Annotated in this window: 23 protein-coding genes and 1 pseudogene; 8 read left to right on the top strand and 16 right to left on the bottom strand. The window is 71.9% G+C overall.

Going from position 1 to position 17967, the window contains the following annotated elements; all coding sequences use genetic code 11:
- Window positions 1-47: 47 nt before the first annotated feature.
- The 5 genes from ACZ4WH_RS15295 to ACZ4WH_RS15315 form a co-directional block, all read right to left on the bottom strand.
- Window positions 48-2078, bottom strand: a complete 2031-nt coding sequence (locus ACZ4WH_RS15295; RefSeq protein WP_468180441.1) for a HelD family protein — start codon at window positions 2076-2078, stop codon at window positions 48-50.
- A 50-nt stretch (window positions 2079-2128) separates the two neighbouring features.
- Window positions 2129-2743 carry a TetR family transcriptional regulator gene (locus ACZ4WH_RS15300; RefSeq protein WP_468180443.1) on the bottom strand — a complete coding sequence of 205 codons (615 nt, stop codon included), beginning with the start codon at window positions 2741-2743 and terminating at the stop codon, window positions 2129-2131.
- A 24-nt stretch (window positions 2744-2767) separates the two neighbouring features.
- Window positions 2768-4945 carry a phosphotransferase gene (locus ACZ4WH_RS15305; RefSeq protein ID WP_468180445.1) on the bottom strand — a complete coding sequence of 726 codons (2178 nt, stop codon included), beginning with the start codon at window positions 4943-4945 and terminating at the stop codon, window positions 2768-2770.
- 193 nt (window positions 4946-5138) lie between these two features.
- Window positions 5139-5864, bottom strand: coding sequence for an HAD family hydrolase (locus tag ACZ4WH_RS15310; RefSeq protein WP_468180447.1), 726 nt, complete (start codon window positions 5862-5864; stop codon window positions 5139-5141).
- Window positions 5864-6742 carry a winged helix-turn-helix domain-containing protein gene (locus ACZ4WH_RS15315; protein WP_468180448.1) on the bottom strand — a complete coding sequence of 293 codons (879 nt, stop codon included), beginning with the start codon at window positions 6740-6742 and terminating at the stop codon, window positions 5864-5866. Before ACZ4WH_RS15315 ends, ACZ4WH_RS15310 begins: the two co-directional genes overlap by 1 nt.
- 130 nt (window positions 6743-6872) lie before the next feature.
- On the opposite strand from ACZ4WH_RS15315, the gene ACZ4WH_RS15320 reads away from it, so the two are divergent.
- Complete coding sequence (locus tag ACZ4WH_RS15320) at window positions 6873-7061, top strand: hypothetical protein (protein WP_468180449.1); 189 nt, start codon at window positions 6873-6875, stop codon at window positions 7059-7061.
- A 24-nt stretch (window positions 7062-7085) separates the two neighbouring features.
- Here ACZ4WH_RS15320 and ACZ4WH_RS15325 read toward each other — a convergent pair whose 3' ends face one another.
- Together ACZ4WH_RS15325 and ACZ4WH_RS15330 are read right to left on the bottom strand one after the other, a co-directional pair.
- Window positions 7086-8000 carry a winged helix-turn-helix domain-containing protein gene (locus tag ACZ4WH_RS15325; protein ID WP_468180451.1) on the bottom strand — a complete coding sequence of 305 codons (915 nt, stop codon included), beginning with the start codon at window positions 7998-8000 and terminating at the stop codon, window positions 7086-7088.
- Between the two features lie 369 nt (window positions 8001-8369).
- Window positions 8370-8972: an RsiG family protein gene (locus ACZ4WH_RS15330; RefSeq protein WP_468180453.1), complete on the bottom strand. Its 603-nt coding sequence runs from the start codon at window positions 8970-8972 to the stop codon at window positions 8370-8372.
- Between the two features lie 160 nt (window positions 8973-9132).
- On the opposite strand from ACZ4WH_RS15330, the gene dtd reads away from it, so the two are divergent.
- Window positions 9133-9558, top strand: a complete 426-nt coding sequence (dtd, locus tag ACZ4WH_RS15335) for a D-aminoacyl-tRNA deacylase (protein WP_468180455.1) — start codon at window positions 9133-9135, stop codon at window positions 9556-9558.
- Here the strand turns inward: dtd and ACZ4WH_RS15340 are convergent.
- Genes ACZ4WH_RS15340 through ACZ4WH_RS15350 form a run of 3 tightly spaced genes read right to left on the bottom strand, consistent with a single transcriptional unit; the run spans window position 9555 to window position 10802 of the window.
- Entirely contained in the window at window positions 9555-9758 is a 204-nt protein-coding gene (locus tag ACZ4WH_RS15340) for a DUF397 domain-containing protein (protein ID WP_468180457.1), read from the bottom strand. The genes dtd and ACZ4WH_RS15340 overlap by 4 nt on opposite strands.
- A gap of 16 nt (window positions 9759-9774) precedes the next feature.
- Window positions 9775-9978: a DUF397 domain-containing protein gene (locus tag ACZ4WH_RS15345; RefSeq protein WP_468180459.1), complete on the bottom strand. Its 204-nt coding sequence runs from the start codon at window positions 9976-9978 to the stop codon at window positions 9775-9777.
- Window positions 9960-10802, bottom strand: coding sequence for a helix-turn-helix domain-containing protein (locus ACZ4WH_RS15350; RefSeq protein ID WP_468180484.1), 843 nt, complete (start codon window positions 10800-10802; stop codon window positions 9960-9962). Before ACZ4WH_RS15350 ends, ACZ4WH_RS15345 begins: the two co-directional genes overlap by 19 nt.
- Before the next feature lie 168 nt (window positions 10803-10970).
- Here ACZ4WH_RS15350 and ACZ4WH_RS15355 point away from each other — a divergent pair, with 168 nt between their 5' ends.
- Both ACZ4WH_RS15355 and ACZ4WH_RS15360 read left to right on the top strand, forming a co-directional pair.
- Entirely contained in the window at window positions 10971-11372 is a 402-nt protein-coding gene (locus ACZ4WH_RS15355) for a hypothetical protein (protein ID WP_468180461.1), read from the top strand.
- Window positions 11369-11683 (top strand): hypothetical protein, encoded by a 315-nt coding sequence (locus ACZ4WH_RS15360; RefSeq protein WP_468180463.1) that lies wholly within the window; start codon window positions 11369-11371, stop codon window positions 11681-11683. The genes ACZ4WH_RS15355 and ACZ4WH_RS15360 overlap by 4 nt, the downstream gene beginning before the upstream one ends.
- A 119-nt stretch (window positions 11684-11802) precedes the next feature.
- Here ACZ4WH_RS15360 and ACZ4WH_RS15365 read toward each other — a convergent pair whose 3' ends face one another.
- The 4 genes from ACZ4WH_RS15365 to ACZ4WH_RS15380 form a co-directional block, all read right to left on the bottom strand.
- Complete coding sequence (locus ACZ4WH_RS15365) at window positions 11803-12090, bottom strand: DUF1416 domain-containing protein (RefSeq protein ID WP_468180465.1); 288 nt, start codon at window positions 12088-12090, stop codon at window positions 11803-11805.
- A 46-nt stretch (window positions 12091-12136) separates the two neighbouring features.
- Window positions 12137-12982, bottom strand: coding sequence for a sulfurtransferase (locus ACZ4WH_RS15370; RefSeq protein WP_468180467.1), 846 nt, complete (start codon window positions 12980-12982; stop codon window positions 12137-12139).
- 123 nt (window positions 12983-13105) lie between these two features.
- Entirely contained in the window at window positions 13106-13186 is an 81-nt protein-coding gene (locus tag ACZ4WH_RS15375; protein WP_350751515.1) for an Ms5788A family Cys-rich leader peptide, read from the bottom strand.
- 223 nt (window positions 13187-13409) lie between these two features.
- The gene (locus tag ACZ4WH_RS15380) at window positions 13410-14147 is read right to left on the bottom strand and encodes an LmeA family phospholipid-binding protein (protein ID WP_468180468.1); all 738 of its coding nucleotides are present in this window, start codon (window positions 14145-14147) and stop codon (window positions 13410-13412) included.
- A gap of 131 nt (window positions 14148-14278) precedes the next feature.
- Here ACZ4WH_RS15380 and ACZ4WH_RS15385 point away from each other — a divergent pair, with 131 nt between their 5' ends.
- On the top strand, window positions 14279-14542 hold the full coding sequence (locus ACZ4WH_RS15385; RefSeq protein WP_468180470.1) for a DUF3099 domain-containing protein: 264 nt from the start codon (window positions 14279-14281) through the stop codon (window positions 14540-14542).
- Window positions 14543-14579: 37 nt separating this feature from the next.
- Here the strand turns inward: ACZ4WH_RS15385 and ACZ4WH_RS15390 are convergent, their stop codons facing one another.
- The gene (locus ACZ4WH_RS15390) at window positions 14580-14942 is read right to left on the bottom strand and encodes a DsrE family protein (protein ID WP_030653600.1); all 363 of its coding nucleotides are present in this window, start codon (window positions 14940-14942) and stop codon (window positions 14580-14582) included.
- 235 nt (window positions 14943-15177) lie between these two features.
- Between ACZ4WH_RS15390 and ACZ4WH_RS15395 the strand changes: the two genes are divergently transcribed.
- From ACZ4WH_RS15395 to ygfZ, 3 genes are read left to right on the top strand one after another with little or no spacing between them, the layout of a single operon-like run.
- Window positions 15178-15753, top strand: a complete 576-nt coding sequence (locus ACZ4WH_RS15395) for a heme-binding beta-barrel domain-containing protein (protein WP_030653611.1) — start codon at window positions 15178-15180, stop codon at window positions 15751-15753.
- Between the two features lie 16 nt (window positions 15754-15769).
- The gene (locus tag ACZ4WH_RS15400; protein WP_468180471.1) at window positions 15770-16207 is read left to right on the top strand and encodes a Fur family transcriptional regulator; all 438 of its coding nucleotides are present in this window, start codon (window positions 15770-15772) and stop codon (window positions 16205-16207) included.
- A 9-nt stretch (window positions 16208-16216) separates the two neighbouring features.
- A complete protein-coding gene (gene ygfZ, locus ACZ4WH_RS15405) occupies window positions 16217-17182 on the top strand; it encodes a CAF17-like 4Fe-4S cluster assembly/insertion protein YgfZ (RefSeq protein ID WP_468180472.1) in 966 nt (321 codons plus the stop codon).
- 214 nt (window positions 17183-17396) lie between these two features.
- Here ygfZ and ACZ4WH_RS15410 read toward each other — a convergent pair.
- Window positions 17397-17967: pseudogene (locus ACZ4WH_RS15410) on the bottom strand (hypothetical protein); the annotation flags it as partial.

Below are 17967 nucleotides of genomic sequence, written 5' to 3' on the forward strand. Positions count from 1 at the left end.
TTCAGGTTCGCCCCCGAAGCCCCGGTCGTCCAGGGTCTCGGCCCCGGTCAGAACGGCAGCGGCCGGCTGTGTACGACGTCCAGCCGGGACACCGCCCGGGTCAGCACCACGTACAGCCGGTGGGCGCCCCGTTCCTCCGCCTCGGCGACGGCCGCCGGTTCCACGGCGACGACGTGGTCGTACTCCAGGCCCTTGACCACGCTCGCGGGGACGACGGTCAGCCGGGCGCCGAGCGTGTCGGGGCCGGCCGGGTCGAGACCGGCCCGGTCGAGCGCCGCCCGCACCCGGTCGGTGTCCTCGTCGGCCGTGACCACGCCGACCGAGCCCTCCCGGGCGAGGGCGTCGCGCACGGCGGTCACGGTGGTGCCGAGCAGGTCCTCGGTGGGCCGCAGGTTCAGCTCCCCGTCCGTGCGCAGCGAGGTGGCGGGGGGTACGGCGACGTCGAGGCGGGCGAGCAGCCGGTTGGCGAGCGCCAGGACGGCCGCCGGCACCCGGAACCCGGTGGTCAGCGGGACCACGGCCGCGTCCGGCCGGCCCAGGTGGCGCAGTTGGACGGACCAGTCGCGGGCGGCCCACGGGGTGGTGCCCTGGGCGAGGTCACCGAGGACGGTCAGCGAGCCGAACACGGCCCGGCGGGCGATGGCCCGGCACTCCATCGGCGACAGGTCCTGCGCCTCGTCCACGACGAGGTGGCCGTAGCCCTCGGGGTGTTCGACGAGCCCGGCGAGTTCGTCGAGCAGGACCAGGTCGGCGGCCGACCAGCGGGCCGACTTGTACGAGCGCGGCGGGCGGGGCCACAGCAGTGCCGCCTGTTCGTCCGGGTCCAGCAGGCCGTCGGCAGCGCGGGCCAACGCCTCGCCGTCGGTGAGGAGTTCGGCGAGGATCTCCTCGGGGCGGACCTTCGGCCACACGGCGTCGAGCTGCTCGGTCAGCGGCCGGCAGCGCTCGACGCGGCGCACCCAGGAGGCGGGCAGCACCCCGGAGCGCCGTTCGACCCGGTCGCGCAGCCGCCGTACCACCCGTGTGCGCACCCGCTCCCGTCCGACGGCGTACGGCGGCTCCTCGGCGCGCACCTCCGCGACCAGGTCGGCGAGTTCGGCGGCGGGGACGCGCCAGCGGTGGGAGCCGTCGGGTACGACGAGGTCGGCGACGCCGTCGGTGGTGACGCGCGCGTACAGCGCCCGGCGCAGCACCTCGGCCATGCGCGGGTCGTGTTTGACCACGGCGGTCCGCACCGGGTCGGTGCCGGTGACCGGGTGGCGGGCGATCTCGTCCAGCAGGGTCGACTGACGGACGCCGGTCTCGCCGAGGGAGGGCAGCACCTCGGCGATGTAGGTGAGGAAGGTGCGGTTGGGGCCGAGGATCAGCAGGCCGGAGCGCTGGAGCCGCTTGGGGTGGGTGTAGAGCAGGTACGCGGCGCGGTGCAGGCCGACGGCGGTCTTGCCGGTGCCGGGGGCGCCCTGCACGCACACGGAGTCGGTGAGCGCGGCGCGGACGAGGTCGTCCTGCTCGGGCTGGATGGTCGCGGCGATGTCCCGCATGGGCCCGACGCGCGGCCGCTCGATCTCGCGGGTCACGATGTCGCTGGTCCGGCTCTCGCCCCGGCCAAGGCGCTCGTCCTCCAGGCCGGTGAGGTCGGCGGAGTCGCCCCGGCTGCCGGGCGCCCAGCCGAACCGGCGCCGGACCGCCACGCCCTGCGGGTCGCGGGCGCTCGCCTGGTAGAAGGCGCGGGAGACGGGGGCCCGCCAGTCGACCACGAGCGGCGGCGCGGCCGGGTCCTCGGTGATCCGCACCCGGCCGACGTGGTAGCTCTGCCCGCCGTGTGCGGGGTCGCTGTCGGCGAAGTCGAGCCGGCCGAAGAAGAGCGGGCCCGGCGGGAGTTCGCGCATGGCCTTGGCCTGGCTGCGCAGCCGGTAGCCGAGGACTTCGGCGTCGGCTCCGGAGGCGGAGACGTCCTCGCCGATGACGACCTGTTCGGCGGCTCCCTCGACCATCGCGGCGAGGGCCGTACGGCAGGTGTCGTGGTAGGCGCGCTCGGTGTGCAGGGTGTCCTTGAGGGCGGAGTCGAGTGACGTCATGCCGCCAGCGTACGGCAGAAATGTAACTGAGTTAAGTTTGTAACCGAGTCTCACGAAGCTCGCCGAAGCTCCGGCAGCCCCTCCGCCAGCCGCCGGAACGCCCGCTCCGCCGCCGTCACCGCGTCCGGCGCCACCTCCTCCACCGGCTCGCCCGCCGCGATCCGCCGCCAGTTGTCCAGGGCGAGGACGCGCTGCACGGCGATGATCTGAGCGGCGGCCAGCCGCGCCTCCAGATCGCCCCCGAGCGCCTCCGCGAGGGCCGCCTCCGACCGCTCCTGATGGGCGTACGCCCGCGCCACCAGGGACGGAGTGCCGTAGAGCAGACGGTGGAAGGCGAGCACGTTCGGGTGGTCGTTCAGCCCGGTGACCGGGTCGCGCCGCTCCAGGCCGGCGAGGAAGTGCCGGCGCAGCGCGTCGACCGGGTCGGCCGCCCCGCCGGCCACCCGCGCGGCCTCCGTCTCGTGGTCCGCGATCCGGTGCAGGACCAGGTCCTCCTTGGCCGGGAAGTACCGGAAGAGGGTCGGCTTGGAGATCCCGGCCGCCGCGGCGATCTCCGCCACGGACACCGCGTCGAAGCCCCGCTCCAGGAACAGCCGTACGGCGATGTCCGACACGTCCTGGTACATCCGCTGCCTCTTGCGCTCGCGCAGGCCCATCTCACCCATGGGGGGAGCCTACGCAGCCCCGCCCTACGCGGGCGGCCAGGCCAGGTGCGGGCTGCCGCGCCGCCGGGCCGACAGGCCGAGGGACGCGGTGGCCGCGGCCAGGGTCATGGCGTACGACTCCACCGCCCGGCGCACGTTGGGCGCGTCGAGGGCGGACCCGGTGACCAGGCGGTCGAGATCGACGTAGGCCGAGCGGACGATCTCGATCCAGCGGTACACCCGCCAGTCACGCTGCCAGTCCCGGGTGAAGCGCGGGGCCAGCCGGGCCTCCCAGCGGCGGAACAGGCGGTCCCGGATCTCCGGGCGGGTCGGGGTGAGGTGCATGTGCCGGACCAGGTCGTACAGCGGGTCCCCGACCAGCGCCATCTCCCAGTCGATGAGGGTGAGCGGCGGCCCGTCGTCGCGACGCACCAGGTTCCACGGGTTGAGGTCGCCGTGCAGCAGCGCGGAGTCGCGGTGCGTGACCCGGTGCCGGGCCAGGATCTCGCGCAGCCGGGGCGCGTCCGGCAGGCCGAGGAAGCGGGCCAGCTGCTGGGACCCCTTCGGCAGGCCGGCGACCAGCGCCACCAGCTGGTCGCTGAGCCAGTCGTAGAAGCCGGGCGGCCCGTCGGCCGGGTCGAGCGCGGCGTGGTCGACCCGGGTGAGCGCGGCCAGCTGCTCGACCAGGCAGTCCGCCTCGTGCGGCCGGAGCCCGTGGACCGGGTGCTCGGGGCGGCGGCCGAGGTCGGCGGCTCCCTCGTAGGTGTGGACGGCGAAGCGGTCCCCGCGGTAGCGCAGGCCGGGGTCGGTCGCGTGGCTCTCCCCGAGGGCGAGCACCCGGGGCGCGGCCACCGGCACCCCGGACCGCTCGATCGCCCGGAGCACGGCGTGCTCGCTGAGGAAGCCGGTCTCGCGGCGCAGGACGACGGTCGCCTCGCGGCGGACGACGACCGGGAACGGCGTGCCGGGCACCCGGAGCACCGTGTTCAGGTGCGCGGCCCCCTTGAACACCCGGCCGGCCGGGGCGGCGCCCTCCAGGAACAGCGCGTCGGCGACGGCGGAGCGCGGGAAGTCGGGGTGTTCGGGGACGCGCCGGTCCGGGGTCCAGCCGATGGCCCGCCGGCGCGGCCGGCCCGACGCCCCGCGCCGGAACAGGACCCGCTCGATCTCGTCCGTCTCGGGCACCCGGCCCAGCCGCAGCGGCTCGGCGGCTGCGCGCAGGGCGTCGTGGACGGTGGCCGTGGCCTGCGTCAGACGCTTCGCGCCGAAGGACTCCTCCAGCGAGCGCGCGGCCCGGATGACATCGGCGTAGAGGGACTGGGCCTGCTCGAAGGCGAGGTAGTGCCGCAGGTCCCGGTACAGGCCGGCGGTCGCGGCGGGCCGGACCCGGTGGACGGCCTCGGCCCAGGCGTCGACGACCTCGCGCCGCTGGTGCTCGGGGTAGCGCATCCGCACCAGATGGACGGCGAGGTCGTGCAACGGGTCGCCGTACCCGGCCAGTTCCCAGTCCACGCAGTGCACCGGCTGCTCGGTAGCGGCGGACGGCAGGATCAGGTTGCCGCGGTGCAGGTCGCCGTGGAGCAGCCCGTACGGCCGCCGGGTCATCGCCGGGACCCGGTCGGCGAACCGGGCCAGGGCGTCCTCGGGCACACCGAGGGCGGTGAACAGGCCGCCGTACCGGTGCCGATTGGGCCGGCGGATCTGCTGGTCGGCGAGGTGCGCGAGGGTGCGCAGGAAGCCCTGGGAGTCGGTGTGGTTGCGCGGCCAGTGGGCCGGGAGGGGTGGCAGGGCGCCGCCGCGCACCTGGACGATGGCCGCGAGCAGTTCCGCCAGGTCTTTCAACAGCGGCCCGTCGACGGGCTTGCCCGGGCCGCAGACGTCGGCCAGGACGGCTCCGTCCACAAAGCTGTGGACGGCGTAGCCGGGTCCGTCGGCCAGGCACTCCGGCACCCGGGGCAGCACCCTGTGCACCGCCCGCAGGATCTCCGGCTCGCCGGGCCAGGTCCGGATCACGACCGGCACCGCGTCCGGGCGCGGCACCCGCACGATCACCAGGGTGCCCGGCTCCCGGCCCAGCAACCCGGCCAGCGGCTCGGTCAACGCGACGACGTGGTTGTGGTGGTGGAACCCGCCGCTCGCCCCGCCCGCGGCGACGGCGCGGGCCACGAACTCCCGGACGACGGCATCCGTCCGGGCGGCACGGGGAACAGGCGGTGCGCCCACTGGCCGCTCCGGGGTCGATCGCGCGAAAGGGATGGGTCGAAAGGCCAGTCGAGCAGCCGCGCGGGTGGTCCGCCACTCGTCTGTGCCGGGCGGGCGCCCGGGGGCCGGCTCGTTGCCGCTCCCCACGCACGGAGACACGCACGCGTCACAGAGAGGCGCGTGGGTCCGAGCGGTGACTCGGACGAGCCGAATGCTAGCCGACCCGGCGCCCGCTCCGGAGCATCCTGAGCAGCGGCTCCAGCGACCGTACGACGAATCCGGCGCCCGCCGCACGCAGGCGTTTCTCCTTGCCCTCGGTGCGCGCGTAACCCAGGAACGGCACCCCGGCCTCCCGGGCCGCCGCCAGGTCCGCGTGCGAGTCGCCGATCATCAGGGCGGCGCCGGGGGCGGCGCCCATCGCGTTCAGGGCGCGGTTGAGGCAGTGCGGGTGCGGCTTGAGGTGGTGCAGGTCCTCGGTGCGGCCGTACAGGTGAGGGGCGAAGCAGCCGGCGGTGCCCCGGGATTCGAGGTAGGTGCGGGCGGCGCGGGGCGAGTTGTTGGTGGTGACGGCGAGGCGGGCGCCGACCGCCGTCCAGGTGCGGATCAGCGGGTCGGCGTAGGCGGTCGGCAGCGCGGAGGCGGCGGCCCGCACCTCCTCCTGGGTGAGCCGTTCCTCCAGGCCGGCGACGAGGTCGCTGCCCGGCCGCCGGCGGCCCACGGCCCGCAGGACGACCTGCGGGTCCAGCGTCTCCCGTTCGGTCTCGGTGAGCAGCCCGTGCAGGCCCTGCCGCTCCAGCCAGTCCACCAGGTCGGCGGCCACCCGCTCGGCCCGGTGCCGGGCGAAGAGCCGGCAGATCGGTCCGTCGAAGTCCCACAGCACGAAACGGGCCGATGTGATCAGTTCCCGAAGCTTCTCGTTCTCGCTCGCATCAGAAGTCACTAGGAGAGTGTCAGGTCCGTCGTGATGGTTTCCCAGAGGGCGTCGAACCACTTCTGCGACTGCTCCACGAACGCCGCGTCCCGCTGCCCGGCCCGCTTCTCGAAGGAGAAGAGCAGGGATTCGGAGCCGAGGGTGTCGTACATCTCCAGCGTCCCGCTCTCGGTGGGCTCCGCGCGGCGCGTGACCATGTAGTACGCGTACAGCGCCTCCGCGCCGTTGAGCAGGTACAGCTTCGCCGGCGGGGTGAACGGCAGCGCCCGGAAGGTGACGTCGACGTCGATGTCGTGGGTGCCGCGCAGGGCCAGGAGGTTGTACTGGAGGACCTGCCCCTGGGCGTTGCGCATCGCCAGCCACCGCTGGTGGACGGCGTCGTCGTCGCTGCCGGCGTCGACCGAGACCGGGAAGGCGAGGTTGATGTCCCGGGACGGCAGCAGGATGCGGACGTCGATCCGCTCCGGCCGCAGCCGGCCGTCGTGGATCAGGCGCAGCGGCTCGCCGAGGGCGGGGATCAGGCTCTGCGCGGTCAGGCAGACGGCGTCGATGCGCACGTGCGGCGCGGCGAAGGCCTCGGTCAGCCGGGGGGCGAGGGCGACCATGGTCGGCTGCGGCTCCTCGCGCGCGGGGGCCGGATCGGCGACCCGGGGCGGGCTGCCCTTGCTGACGTTGCTGAGCAGGCCGTCCTCCTGGAGCACGCGCAGGGCCTGGCGTACGGCACCTCGCTCCACGCCGAACTCCTCGGCCAGCTCGGCCTGGGTGGGCAGCCGCTCGCCGACGCGGATCACGCCGGTCCGGATGCGTTCGCGCAGGGTGTCGGCGATCTGCTGGGGCGTGAACCGTCCGCTGCCGTTCACTGCCACGTTCTCCTGGGTCACGACCAAACGCTACAACCCTGATCCATCTACGGGGAGTTGTTGGAAAGTTGTTTGTGGATGGGGGCCAAGTGGGGACAACTTAATCAGAGTTGGCTGCCAACTTGGTCAAGTTGGCAGACCGAAAGGGGGAACGTCCATGCCTGTCCTCGCGCTCGTCTCCGCCCTCTTCGTCGTCGGCTTCGAGCAGCTCGTCCAGTGGCGGTTCGGGGCCGCCGGCCTCGTCGGCCTGCTGCTGCTCACCGTCGGCATCAAGGCCAAGAGCCCGGCCGTCAGCTCCGCCGGCGCGGTCCTGCTGGCGGTGCTCCTGGCCGGCCCCGCGCTGTAGCACCGGCCGGGCCGGCCCGCCGCCCTAGGGCGTCAGCACCAGCTCCGAACTGATCGTCTCCCACAGCGCCTCGAACCACAGGCGGGACTGCTCCACGAACGCCGCGTCCCGCTGCCCGGCCCGCCGCTCGAAGGCGAACAGCATGGACCGGGTGCCGTCGGCGTCGTACAGCTCCACGTGCTCGTGCTCGATCTCCCGCTCCCGGCGCTTCAGCGTGTAGTACGCGAACAGCGCCTCGGAGTCGCCCAGCAGGTACAGCTTCACCGGCGGGGTGAACGGCAGCGCCCGGAAGGAGACCTGGACGTCGATGCCGTGCGTGGTGCACAGCGCCAGCAGGTTCTGCCGCAGCACCAGGCCCTGGGCGTTGCGCTGGGCCAGCCAGCGCCGGTGCAGCAGCCCGCCGTCGTCGGCGTCCACCGGTGTCGGGAAGGCCAGGTCGATGTCACGGCTGGGCAGCAGCAGCCGTACGTCGATCTTGGCCGGTTTCAGCCGTCCCGCGTGGATCTGTCGCAGCGGCTCGCCGATCGCCAGCGTGAGCGAGACCGAGGTCAGACACAGGGCGTCGATCCGCACCTGCGGGGCGGCGAAGGCGGCGGCGATGCGCGGGGCGAGGCCGACCATGGTCGGCTGCGGAGGTGCGGCGGGGCCCGCCGGGGGACGCGCCGGCCCCGGTACCGCCGCCACGGTGGCCGGGCTGCCCTTGGAAACGTTGGTGAGCAGCCGCTCCGACTCGAGGATGCGCAAGGCCTGCCGCACCGCGCCGCGTTCGACCCCGAACTCGTCGGCCAGCTTGGCCTGCGTGGGCATGCGCTCGCCCGGCCGCAGCACACCGGACCTGATCCGGCTGCGGAGTTCGTCGGCGATCTCGCGGTGGGACGAGCGGTGCCGCTGGGGCTCCGTCCGTCCACTGGCGGAGGCGTGCTCCGGGTCCACGAACAAACCCTACAACTTCCCGCCAACTTGCGGCAGTTCCTCGGCAGCTGGTTATAAGCCGCATTCCAGCGGACATAAGTACAGTGAAGTTGGCAACCAACTTGCAGGACATGGTCGAACTTCCCAGTGGTTGGCCGATCGGGTTCCCTTCCGGAGGGGAGCCGGGAGCCCGGACAGGGGACGGCCACCGGAGCGCACAGTCACAACTGAACAGCGACATCTGAATACCGACATCGCACAGCCACAACTGAACAGCTCGCTACGGGTGACCAGCACGTGAAAGGGAACCACAGCAGACAGGGCGCCGACCTCGACGAGGCGGCGCCCTTTCGTCTGCGACCTGCGGCCGACGACCTACGGCCGACGACCTGCCGGTCACATCAGCAGATCATCCACCTGCGCCTCGCCCACCCGGTACCGGCGGGCGATCTCCCCGCTGCAATCGTCGGTCGTACGCTGCAACCGCTGGCGGCGCCGGGAGACCTCCTGCTCGTAGCGGACCAACCGCCCCATGGCGGCGCTCAGTTCCAGATCCGTACGCGCCGTCAGATCGGACAGCTCGACCTCGGCGAGCATCTCGGCGGCCAGCTGCCCGTACTCCTCGTTGTGCGGAGTGCCGAGCGTGACATGCCGGGCCGAGGAGCGCTGCCGGGCCGGGGCGTCCTTCAGGATCTCCGGGAGCCGGTCGACCACGGAGCCGTCCGCCGGCGCCGGCACGGACGCCCGGCCGCGTCGGCCCAGCTCCGCTCGCAGGATGTCGATCCGCCCCTGGAGCAGCCGCCGCACATAACTGAGGTCCGCCTCGTCGCGCTGCGCGTCGCGGCGCAGGGCGCGCAGCTCCGGCAGGCTCAGCCGGGCCAGGTCGTGCTCGGGAGGCTCGGTGGGCAGCGCCGGGCCCGTGGTGCCGTCGGCGCGCTGGGCGGGCGGCCGGTACGTCCCCTGTGTCCCCAGCCACCCGCTGGTACTCGGTGTGCTCATCTGCTTGTGACCGTCCCCTCGACCGGCGTGTGGGAAGCATCGTGCCACCCCAACCGGCCACAATGTGACCGAGTGCCCCCGAACAGCCCCAGATGGGCGGTAAGAGATCCATTCTGGACCCCGTGTGGGCGAGTGCGGGACACCGGGCATGATGGTCCGCATGCGTGCGGTGGTGCAGAGGGTGGACGGCGCGAGCGTCGTCGTGGACGGCGAGACGGTGGGCGCGATCGAGGGCGAGGGGCTGTGCGTCCTCGTCGGGGTGACCCATGAGGACACCAAGGAGAAGGCGGCCCAGCTGGCCCGCAAGCTGTGGACGATCCGGATGCTGCACGACGAGAAGTCGTGCAGCGACATCGCCGCCCCGCTCCTGGTGATCAGCCAGTTCACCCTCTACGGCGACGCCCGCAAGGGCCGCCGCCCCACCTGGAACGCGGCGGCCCCCGGCGACATCGCGGAACCCCTCGTCGACGAGGTGGTGGCCCAGCTGCGCGCCCTGGGCGCGACGGTGGCGACGGGCCGCTTCGGCGCCCAGATGAGGGTGACACTGACGAACGACGGGCCGTTCACGGTGTTGCTGGAGCTCTAGGAGGCGGACACCTTGACTCCGCCCACGAACGCCGCCCAGGCCTCCGGCCCGAAGACGAGGGTTCCGCGGGCGGGGGCTTTGCTGTCGCGGACGGGGACGGCAGAGGGGAGGTTGTCGGCGACTTCGACGCAGTTCCCGCCGTCCGAGTTGCTGTAGCTGCTCTTGCGCCACGTCAGCTTGTTCAGGTCGATGGCTCGCACGGGCACTCCTCCGAGATCAGGCCAGTCGGCGCTTGACCCCGTCCACGAACGCCGCCCAGGCCTCCGGCCCGAAGACGAGGGTTCCGCGGGCGGGGGCCTTGCTGTCGCGGACAGGGAGGGCGGAGGGGACGTTGTCGGCAACTTCTACGCACTCGCCGCCGCTCGTGTTGCTGTAGCTGCTCCTACGCCACGTCACGCTGCTCAGGTCGATGACTCGCACGGCATTTCCTCCAGCGTCCGCAGGATGAACTTGCGCGACTCCGCCGGGGACAGCGCGAGGTCGCGCATCGCATCGTACCTACGCTGAAGCAGCTCAACTGAGACGTTTTCTTCGACCAGTTCGCCACACAGGTCGTTCTCCGTATACGCGACCGTACGGCCGTCAAGCAGCCGCAAGAACATCACGGTGGTGTTCAACAGGCCGTGAAGACCGGCGCTGAACGGCAGTACCTGAATGGTGATGTTGGGGCGCTCGGCAGCCCCCGCCAGGTGCTCCAGCTGCTTCCGCCACGCCCCCATGTCACGCAGCGTCGTGCGCAGTACCGCCTCGGAGAGGATGGCGCGAAAGGGCGGCGGGCTGTCGCCCTCCAGCAACTGGCGCCGTCCGAGGCGCGCTTCGACCTGCTGCTCCAGCTCTGGGCCTTCGATCCAGCCCACCGCAAGCGCCTCGCGCGCGTACCCGGCCGTCTGGAGAAGACCCGGTGGTGCGCTCACACCGTAGTGCCAAAGGCTGATCGCCTCTGCCTCCAACACCATGTACCGCCGGTACTGCTCCTTGAACTGCGTCGGGTCGGCCACCGCCAGCTCCCACAAGGTCACCAGCAACCCCGGTGTCCCGTAGAACTGGTCCAGCGCCTGTACGACCTCGGGACCGCCCAGCGTCTGCCCGCTCTCCATCTTGCTGAACTGGGACGCGTCCCAGCCGACCTCCTTCGCCAAGTCCCGCAGGCTCAGGCCCCGTTCGCTCCTCAGGCGCCGCAACTCCTCGGTGAACCGTGCCCTCGGCTCCTGGCTCCGTCCCGTGATCACCAACCGCTGTGGCATCGCGCTCCTGTTGAATTTGTTGAATTTGGCGGGCCCAGCGTTGAATTTGGCCCGCTCAACAGCCCAGACGCCGTTTCCGTACGCCATGCTCTTAGGCACCGCCCGAACACGCAGCGTAGCTGCAACCTTGCGCTGCGCACACGCGTTCCTGGAAAGGAGCTGGCCGAGATGACGACGAAGTCGGAGTCCTACGAGCCCGGACGCCTTCTCTACGACCCCGCCGCCGACAAGGTCGGCGAGTACCGGGACAGAGCCGGCCCCTATGTGATGCTGCGCCCCGTGGGCGGTGGAGTGGAGTGGCAGGCCGATCCGGAGAGGGTGCGTCCGGCCACGGACCGGGAGCGGCTCGGGGCGGGTGTGCGGGCCGTCAACCAGCGCGCCCGAAGTGTTCCGTCGCTGCCGCCACCCCTGGACGAGGCCAGCCGGCCGCCGCGTCCCGTGCCGGGCTGCGCATCCTGCCTGGAGCTGGCGGAACGGCGGGAGGCGGCGCGGGTGGCGTACGACCGCAGCGCCGAGAGCGACGCGAACGTCCTGCTGCGCGAGCACCAGCGGACGGAGCACCGGGCATGACGGCCGCGGAGGACGCCACGCCGCGGGAGGCGACGACCCCGTGGCCGGGCTACGCGCTGCCGCCGTTCCATCCCGCGTTCCACCCCGGGGCGCGCGGCACACCCGAGGCCCCCGCGCCTCGACCCGCGCCCCACCCCGCCCCTCGGCCCGTGCCAGTCGCTCGCCCCGCGTCTCGGCTGAAGCGCAAGCGCAGGCGGCGTACCCGGCACCGGATGGCCGGCGGTGCGGCCGTGAGCGGCCTGCTCGCCGCCCTCTGCGTGGCCGCGCTGTTCGCGGCGATCGCTCTGGCGGCCGTACGGGCGCGGTGCTGACGGGACGGTTCCCGCAGGGCCCGGGAACAGCCGAAGGGCCGCACCCCCCACTGGCGTCCAACCCAGGGGATGCGGCCCTCAGCCGTCACTGAGCCCGTCACAGGCCGTCAAGCGGTCCCTCAGACCGCGATGGCGACCTCGGCCAGGCCGCCCTTCTGGGCGACGACCGTGCGGTCGGCGGTCGCGCCCGGCACCAGCGCCCGTACCGTCCACGTCCCCTCGGCCGCGTAGAAGCGGAACTGGCCGGTCGCGGAGGTGGGTACCTCCGCGGTGAACTCGCCGGTCGAGTCGAGCAGTCGGACGTATCCGACCACCGGCTCGCCGTCGCGGGTCACGTGGCCCTGGATCGTGGTCTCACCGGGCTTGATCGTCGAGGCGTCCGGGCCGCCGGCCTTCGCTCCACACATGTCTTTCTCCAGAGGGGTCTCGGTCTGACCAGAAGGTCGGTCGGGGTTACTTGGTGGCGCCCAGCTCGATCGGCACGCCGACGAGGGAGCCGTACTCGGTCCAGGAGCCGTCGTAGTTCTTGACGTTCTCCACGCCGAGCAGCTCGTGCAGCACGAACCAGGTCAGGGCCGAGCGCTCACCGATGCGGCAGTAGGCGATCGTGTCCTTGGCGAGGTCCACGTTCTCCTCGGTGTAGAGCTCCTTCAGCTCCTCGTCCGACTTGAAGGTGCCGTCGTCGTTGGCGTTCTTCGACCACGGGATGTTCTTCGCGGTCGGCACGTGGCCCGGGCGCTGCGACTGCTCCTGCGGCAGGTGGGCCGGGGCGAGCAGCTTGCCGGAGAACTCGTCGGGCGAGCGGACGTCGACGAGGTTCTGCGAGCCGATGGCCGCCAGGACGTCGTCGCGGAAGGCGCGGATCGAGGTGTCCTGCGGCTTGGCCTTGTAGTCGGTCTTCGGGCGCTCCGGGACCTCGTCACCGGCGACCAGCTCGCGGGCGTCCAGCTCCCACTTCTTGCGGCCGCCGTCGAGGAGCTTGACGTTCTCGTGGCCGTACAGCTTGAAGTACCAGTAGGCGTACGACGCGAACCAGTTGTTGTTGCCGCCGTAGAGGATCACCGTGTGGTCGTTGGCGATGCCCTTCTCCGACAGGAGCTTCTCGAAGCCCTCCTGGTCGATGAAGTCACGGCGGACCGGGTCCTGGAGGTCCTTGGTCCAGTCGATGCGGACCGCGTTGCGGATGTGGTTCTTCTCGTAGGCGGACGTGTCCTCGTCCACCTCGACGATCGCGATGGTCGGGTCGTCCAGGTGCTCCTGGAGCCAGTCGGCGTCGACCAGGACGTCGCTGCGGCTCATGCTCTTCTCCTCCGGGGCAGTCGCGGCGGGGCGTGCGAGTAGCGAGGGGCGCGCTCGGTGTTCGAGCGGCGCACGGATGCCCTGGCAGCAGGGCGGGTGAGACGCGGGAGCCGGGGCTTCCGCTCAGAAGGGGCGACAGAGCATGGCGGCAACGCGGCACAGGTCCACTGCCCGCCGCTTCGTGAGGTCCGCCTGTCGCTTCATGGGTTCGATCGTAGGGACGTCCGGGCGGGCGTGTCACCGGTGTGTCACATGGCGAGACGGGATCGTCCGAATACCGGGACGGGAGAAGCGCCCGGAGGCCCGACCGGCGGCCTCCGGGCGCTCGCGTCGGTCATCGCATCTGCGCTACGGACGTGATCGTCTCGTCAGTCGGACAGGGTCCCGTGCCCGAGGTCCCCCGGTGGGTCCCCCGGCGTTCGTCTCCCTACCCCGCCAGCCTGACGTCCGAACCCTTCACGCTGATCTCCACGCCCTTCGGCGCGGCCTCCACCTTGTCCAGCTTGATGCCGCCGGGCAGCTGGTCGATGACCTGCTTGAAGTCGGTGATCTCGCGGATGCGGTCCTCGGCGATCGCGGCGGCGCCCAGCTTCGGCAGGGAGTCCGCGTGCACCTGGACCTTGTTGTTCACCACGGCCACCGAGCTGAGCACGGACACCGTCTGCTTGATCCCGAGGGACGAGACGGTCCCCTCCACCGCGACCTTGATCTTCCCGTTGCCGCCGTCCGAGAGGCCGACGACCCGGGCCATGACGCCGGGGGCCACCTCGGTCGGCTCGGACTTGGCCGTCTTCAGCAGCTCGGCGTAGGAGATCGACGCCGTGCCGGTCGCGGTGGCCGCGGTGGCCGAGCTGTAGTCGCCGGAGAACTCGACGCCCTTCATGTCGGCCTTCAGGTCGTCGATCCGGATGGTCTGGCCAGGCTTGCCGGTGGCCGCCTCGTAGTCCGTGATGCCGACCTCGACGTCGTCCAGCGAGCCGCCCGCGACCTGCGTGAGGAAGGGGAAGCCCTTGATGTTCACGTCCGGGGTCGAGGACAGGTTCTCGGTCGCCTTCAGCTTGTCCGCGGCCTCGCCCTCGGCGAAGTGCACGGCGACCCGGTCCACGATCACGAAGAGACCGCCCAGGATCACGACGATGATCAGGAGTATTCGCAGGGCGCGCATGTGGTGGTTCCCCCGGGTCGGCGACGGTGTTCGGAATCCGGTACGGATACGCCACGGTAACCCCGCCGGGCCCGGTCGCAGGGAATTTGTGGATCAGTTGTGACAGGCCCTGCCCGTCCTACCCTGGACGTATGTACGCCCGGCGTCGGCACATCTACTTCGCCATGATGGGGACCTGCATCGGCCTCTTCGTCCTGGCCTGGGGAGTCATACGCATCTGGTCGGTGCCGGCGGCCGTCGGCATGTGCGTGGTCGCCATGGTCATCCCGCCGGTCGCCGCGATGATCGCCAACCGCCGGGGCCCGGACGACCGGTGGTGGGACGACCCCTCCGGCGACCCCAAGTCCGACGAGTGGTGGGACGAACTGGACGGCAAGAAACGCCCGCGCCCCTAGAAACGTCAGCGAGTCCCGGCCGGCCCCGGTGGAGGGCTCAGTAGACGAGCGCCTGCGTCTCGTCCGCCAGCGACTCCTGGACGAAGACCTGCGCGCCCGCGATCCGTACGCCCTCGATGACGTCCTTCTCCGTGATCTCCCGGCGGGCGGCGCACTGCGTGCACAGCGTGACGCGTCCCGCGGCGAGGACCGACTCCAGCAGATCGGGCAGCGGCGCGGCGTGCGGCAGCTCGAACTCGGCGGCCCGGCCCGGCAGCGCGAACCAGGACGACTCCCCGGTCAGCCACAGCGAGACCTCGACCCCGCTGGCCACGGCCACCGCGGCCACCGTGAACGCCTGCGAGCACCGCTCGGGAGCGTCCGCCCCGGCCGTCACCTTGATCACGAGCTTCTTCGCCATGCGGGAAGCGTAGCCCTCGGCGGCGCCGCCCCTCGCAAAGAGCGCCCCGGCCCGGCCGCGTAAGCTGGGCTGCGGCTCTGTCGTCCGCTCACCCCCGCTCAAGGAGCACCCGTGGAGACGTTCTTCGAAATCCTGCTGGTCCTGGTCTGCGTCGGCGTGCTCGCCTTCGCCGGTCTGACCGTGAAGAAGCTGTACCAGGGCCAGCGCTGATCCACACCCACGAAAGCTTCCGCTCATGATCGAGATCCCGTCCGACCTGCACAAGGACCTCGTCCCGCTCGCCTTCCTGCTCGGCAACTGGGCCGGCGCGGGCGTGCATGACTTCCCCGGCGCCGAGAAGTGCAACTTCGGGCAGGAGGTCAGCTTCACCCACGACGGCCGGGACTTCCTGGAGTACCGCTCCCGCACCTGGGTGCTCGACCAGGACGGCAACAAGGTCCGCCCGCTGGAGTCGGAGTCCGGCTTCTGGCGCATCCGCCCCGACCGCAAGGTCGAGGTCACGATGACCCGCGACGACGGCGTGATCGAGATCTGGTACGGCGAGATGGCCGACAAGAAGCCGCAGATCGACCTGGTGACGGACGCCGTCGCCCGCACCGCGGACTCGCGGCCCTACAGCGGCGGCAAGCGGCTCTACGGCTACGTCAAGAGCGACCTGATGTGGGTGGGCGAGAAGCAGACCCCCGAGGTCCCGCTGCGCCCCTACATGTCGGCCCAGCTGAAGAAGGTCGTCACCCCCGAGGACGTCGAGCGCTGGGCGAAGGCCCTCCCCGACGACCTCCCGGACGACGGCATCGCCTTCTTCAAGTAGCTCTAGACTCGTCGGTGTGGTGAGCACCGACTGGAAGAGCGACCTCAGGCAGCGCGGCTACCGGCTGACGCCGCAGCGGCAGCTTGTCCTGGAAGCCGTGGACACCCTTGAGCACGCGACCCCCGACGACATCCTCGTGGAAGTGAGGAAGACGGCGTCGGGGGTCAACATTTCCACCGTCTACCGCACGCTGGAGCTGCTGGAGGAGCTGGGCCTGGTCAGCCACGCCCACCTCGGGCACGGTGCCCCGACCTACCACCTCGCCGACCGCCACCACCACCTGCACCTGGTGTGCCGGGACTGCGAGAACGTCATCGAGGCGGACGTGGACGTGGCCGCGGAGTTCACGGACAAGCTGCGCCGGCAGTTCGGTTTCGACACCGACATGAAGCACTTCGCGATCTTCGGCCGGTGCCAGGACTGTTCCCTGAAGGGTTCAAGTACCACGACGTAGGCTTGCGGTATGAAGAGCCCCCTGCTGTCCCTGCCCGGCGCCGTCCCCGCCGAGGGCGTGGACGAAGGTGTCGCCGCCCACTACGGCGACCTGTTCCGCGAGCAGCGTGCCCTCGCCGACGGCACCGGTTTCGTCGACCTCTCGCACCGCGGTGTCGTCACCGTCAGCGGCGAGGACCGGCTGAGCTGGCTGCACCTGCTGCTCACCCAGCACGTCAGCGAACTGCCCGCCGGAGAGGCCACCGAGGCCCTGGTCCTCTCCGCGCACGGACACATCGAGCACGCGCTGTATCTGGTGGACGACGGGACGACCGTCTGGGCCCATGTGGAACCCGGCACCCAGGACGCGCTGATCGCGTACCTGGAGTCGATGAAGTTCTTCTACCGGGTGGAGGTCGCCGACCGCACCGCGGACATCGCCGTGGTGCATCTGCCCGCCGGTTCGATCGCCGACGTCCCGGACGGGGTCGTCGTGCGCGAGACGCCGTACGGCCGTGACGTGTTCCTGCCCCGTGCCGGCCTGGAGGACTTCGCCGCTGCCCACGGCCCCGCCGCCGGGCTCCTCGCCTACGAGGCGCTGCGCGTCGAGCAGCACCGGCCCCGGCTCGGCTTCGAGACGGACCACCGCACCATCCCGCACGAGCTGGGCTGGATCGGCACGGCCGTGCACCTCCAGAAGGGCTGCTACCGCGGCCAGGAGACGGTCGCCCGGGTGCAGAACCTGGGCAAGCCGCCGCGTCGGCTGGTCTTCCTGCACCTGGACGGCAGCGACGTCCATCTCCCGGTCCCCGGCACGGAGATCCGCGTCGCGGACGAGGGCCCCGAGGGCCGCAAGATCGGTGTCGTGACGACGTCGGTACGGCATCACGAGCTGGGCCCGGTCGCCCTGGCACTGGTGAAACGGAACGTACCGGTCGACGCCCGCCTCCTGGCCGGAGAGACGGCAGCGGCCCAGGAGGTCGTGGTCGAGCCGTAGCCCCACGGGCCGGCGCCGCGCGCCGGTCCCCTCGGTCGCGTGTCCCTGCCGGTGCTCAGACAGCGAGGCCCGCGGTGGCCAGCGTCAGAGCAGCGGTCGCGCCCATGCCCGTGAAGGCGCGTCGGGAGAGAGAAGTCATGTGATCGATCTTTCTCTCGCCCGCGCGCCGGGACATCGGGGATGCCCCCGAGGGAACCCTGGCCCGTCCCCGACCTCAGCCCAGTGCGCGCCCCAGGACCCACACCACCGGTGCCGCCGCCGACAGGGGCAGGGCGACGCCGGCCGTGAAGTGGACGAAGCGGGACGGGTAGTCGTAGGCGGCCACCCGGTGGCCGATCAGGGCGCACGCCCCGGCGGCGGCGCCCAGCAGCGCGCCCTTCGTGCCGAAGTCGGTCATGCCGCCCACGGCGATCCCCGCGCCCGCCGCCGCCAGCAGGGCGGCCGCGACCGACACCGGGGTCGGCAGGGGCAGGGCGCGGGCCAGGACCGCCACGGCGACCGCCGCAGCGCCGACCGAGACCGCGTGCGGGCCGGCGGCCAGGTACCCGGTGGCCAGGACCGCGAGCGCCGCCGAGGCGACCGTCGCCATCAGGCCGTACATCCGCTCGTCCGGCGAGGCGTGCGAGCGCAGCTGGAGGACGAGGGACAGCAGGACCCAGAGGCCGAGCGGGCCGAGGATGGCCACCAGGGCGTGGTCGGGGGGGGGGGGGGGGGGGGCCACCCCGGAGGGTAGGGTGCCCCCGCAAATCAAACCAACGCCCTGCCCGGCGGGAAAACCACCACTC

The sequence above is a fragment of the Streptomyces sp. NPDC029138 genome (assembly GCF_055564375.1).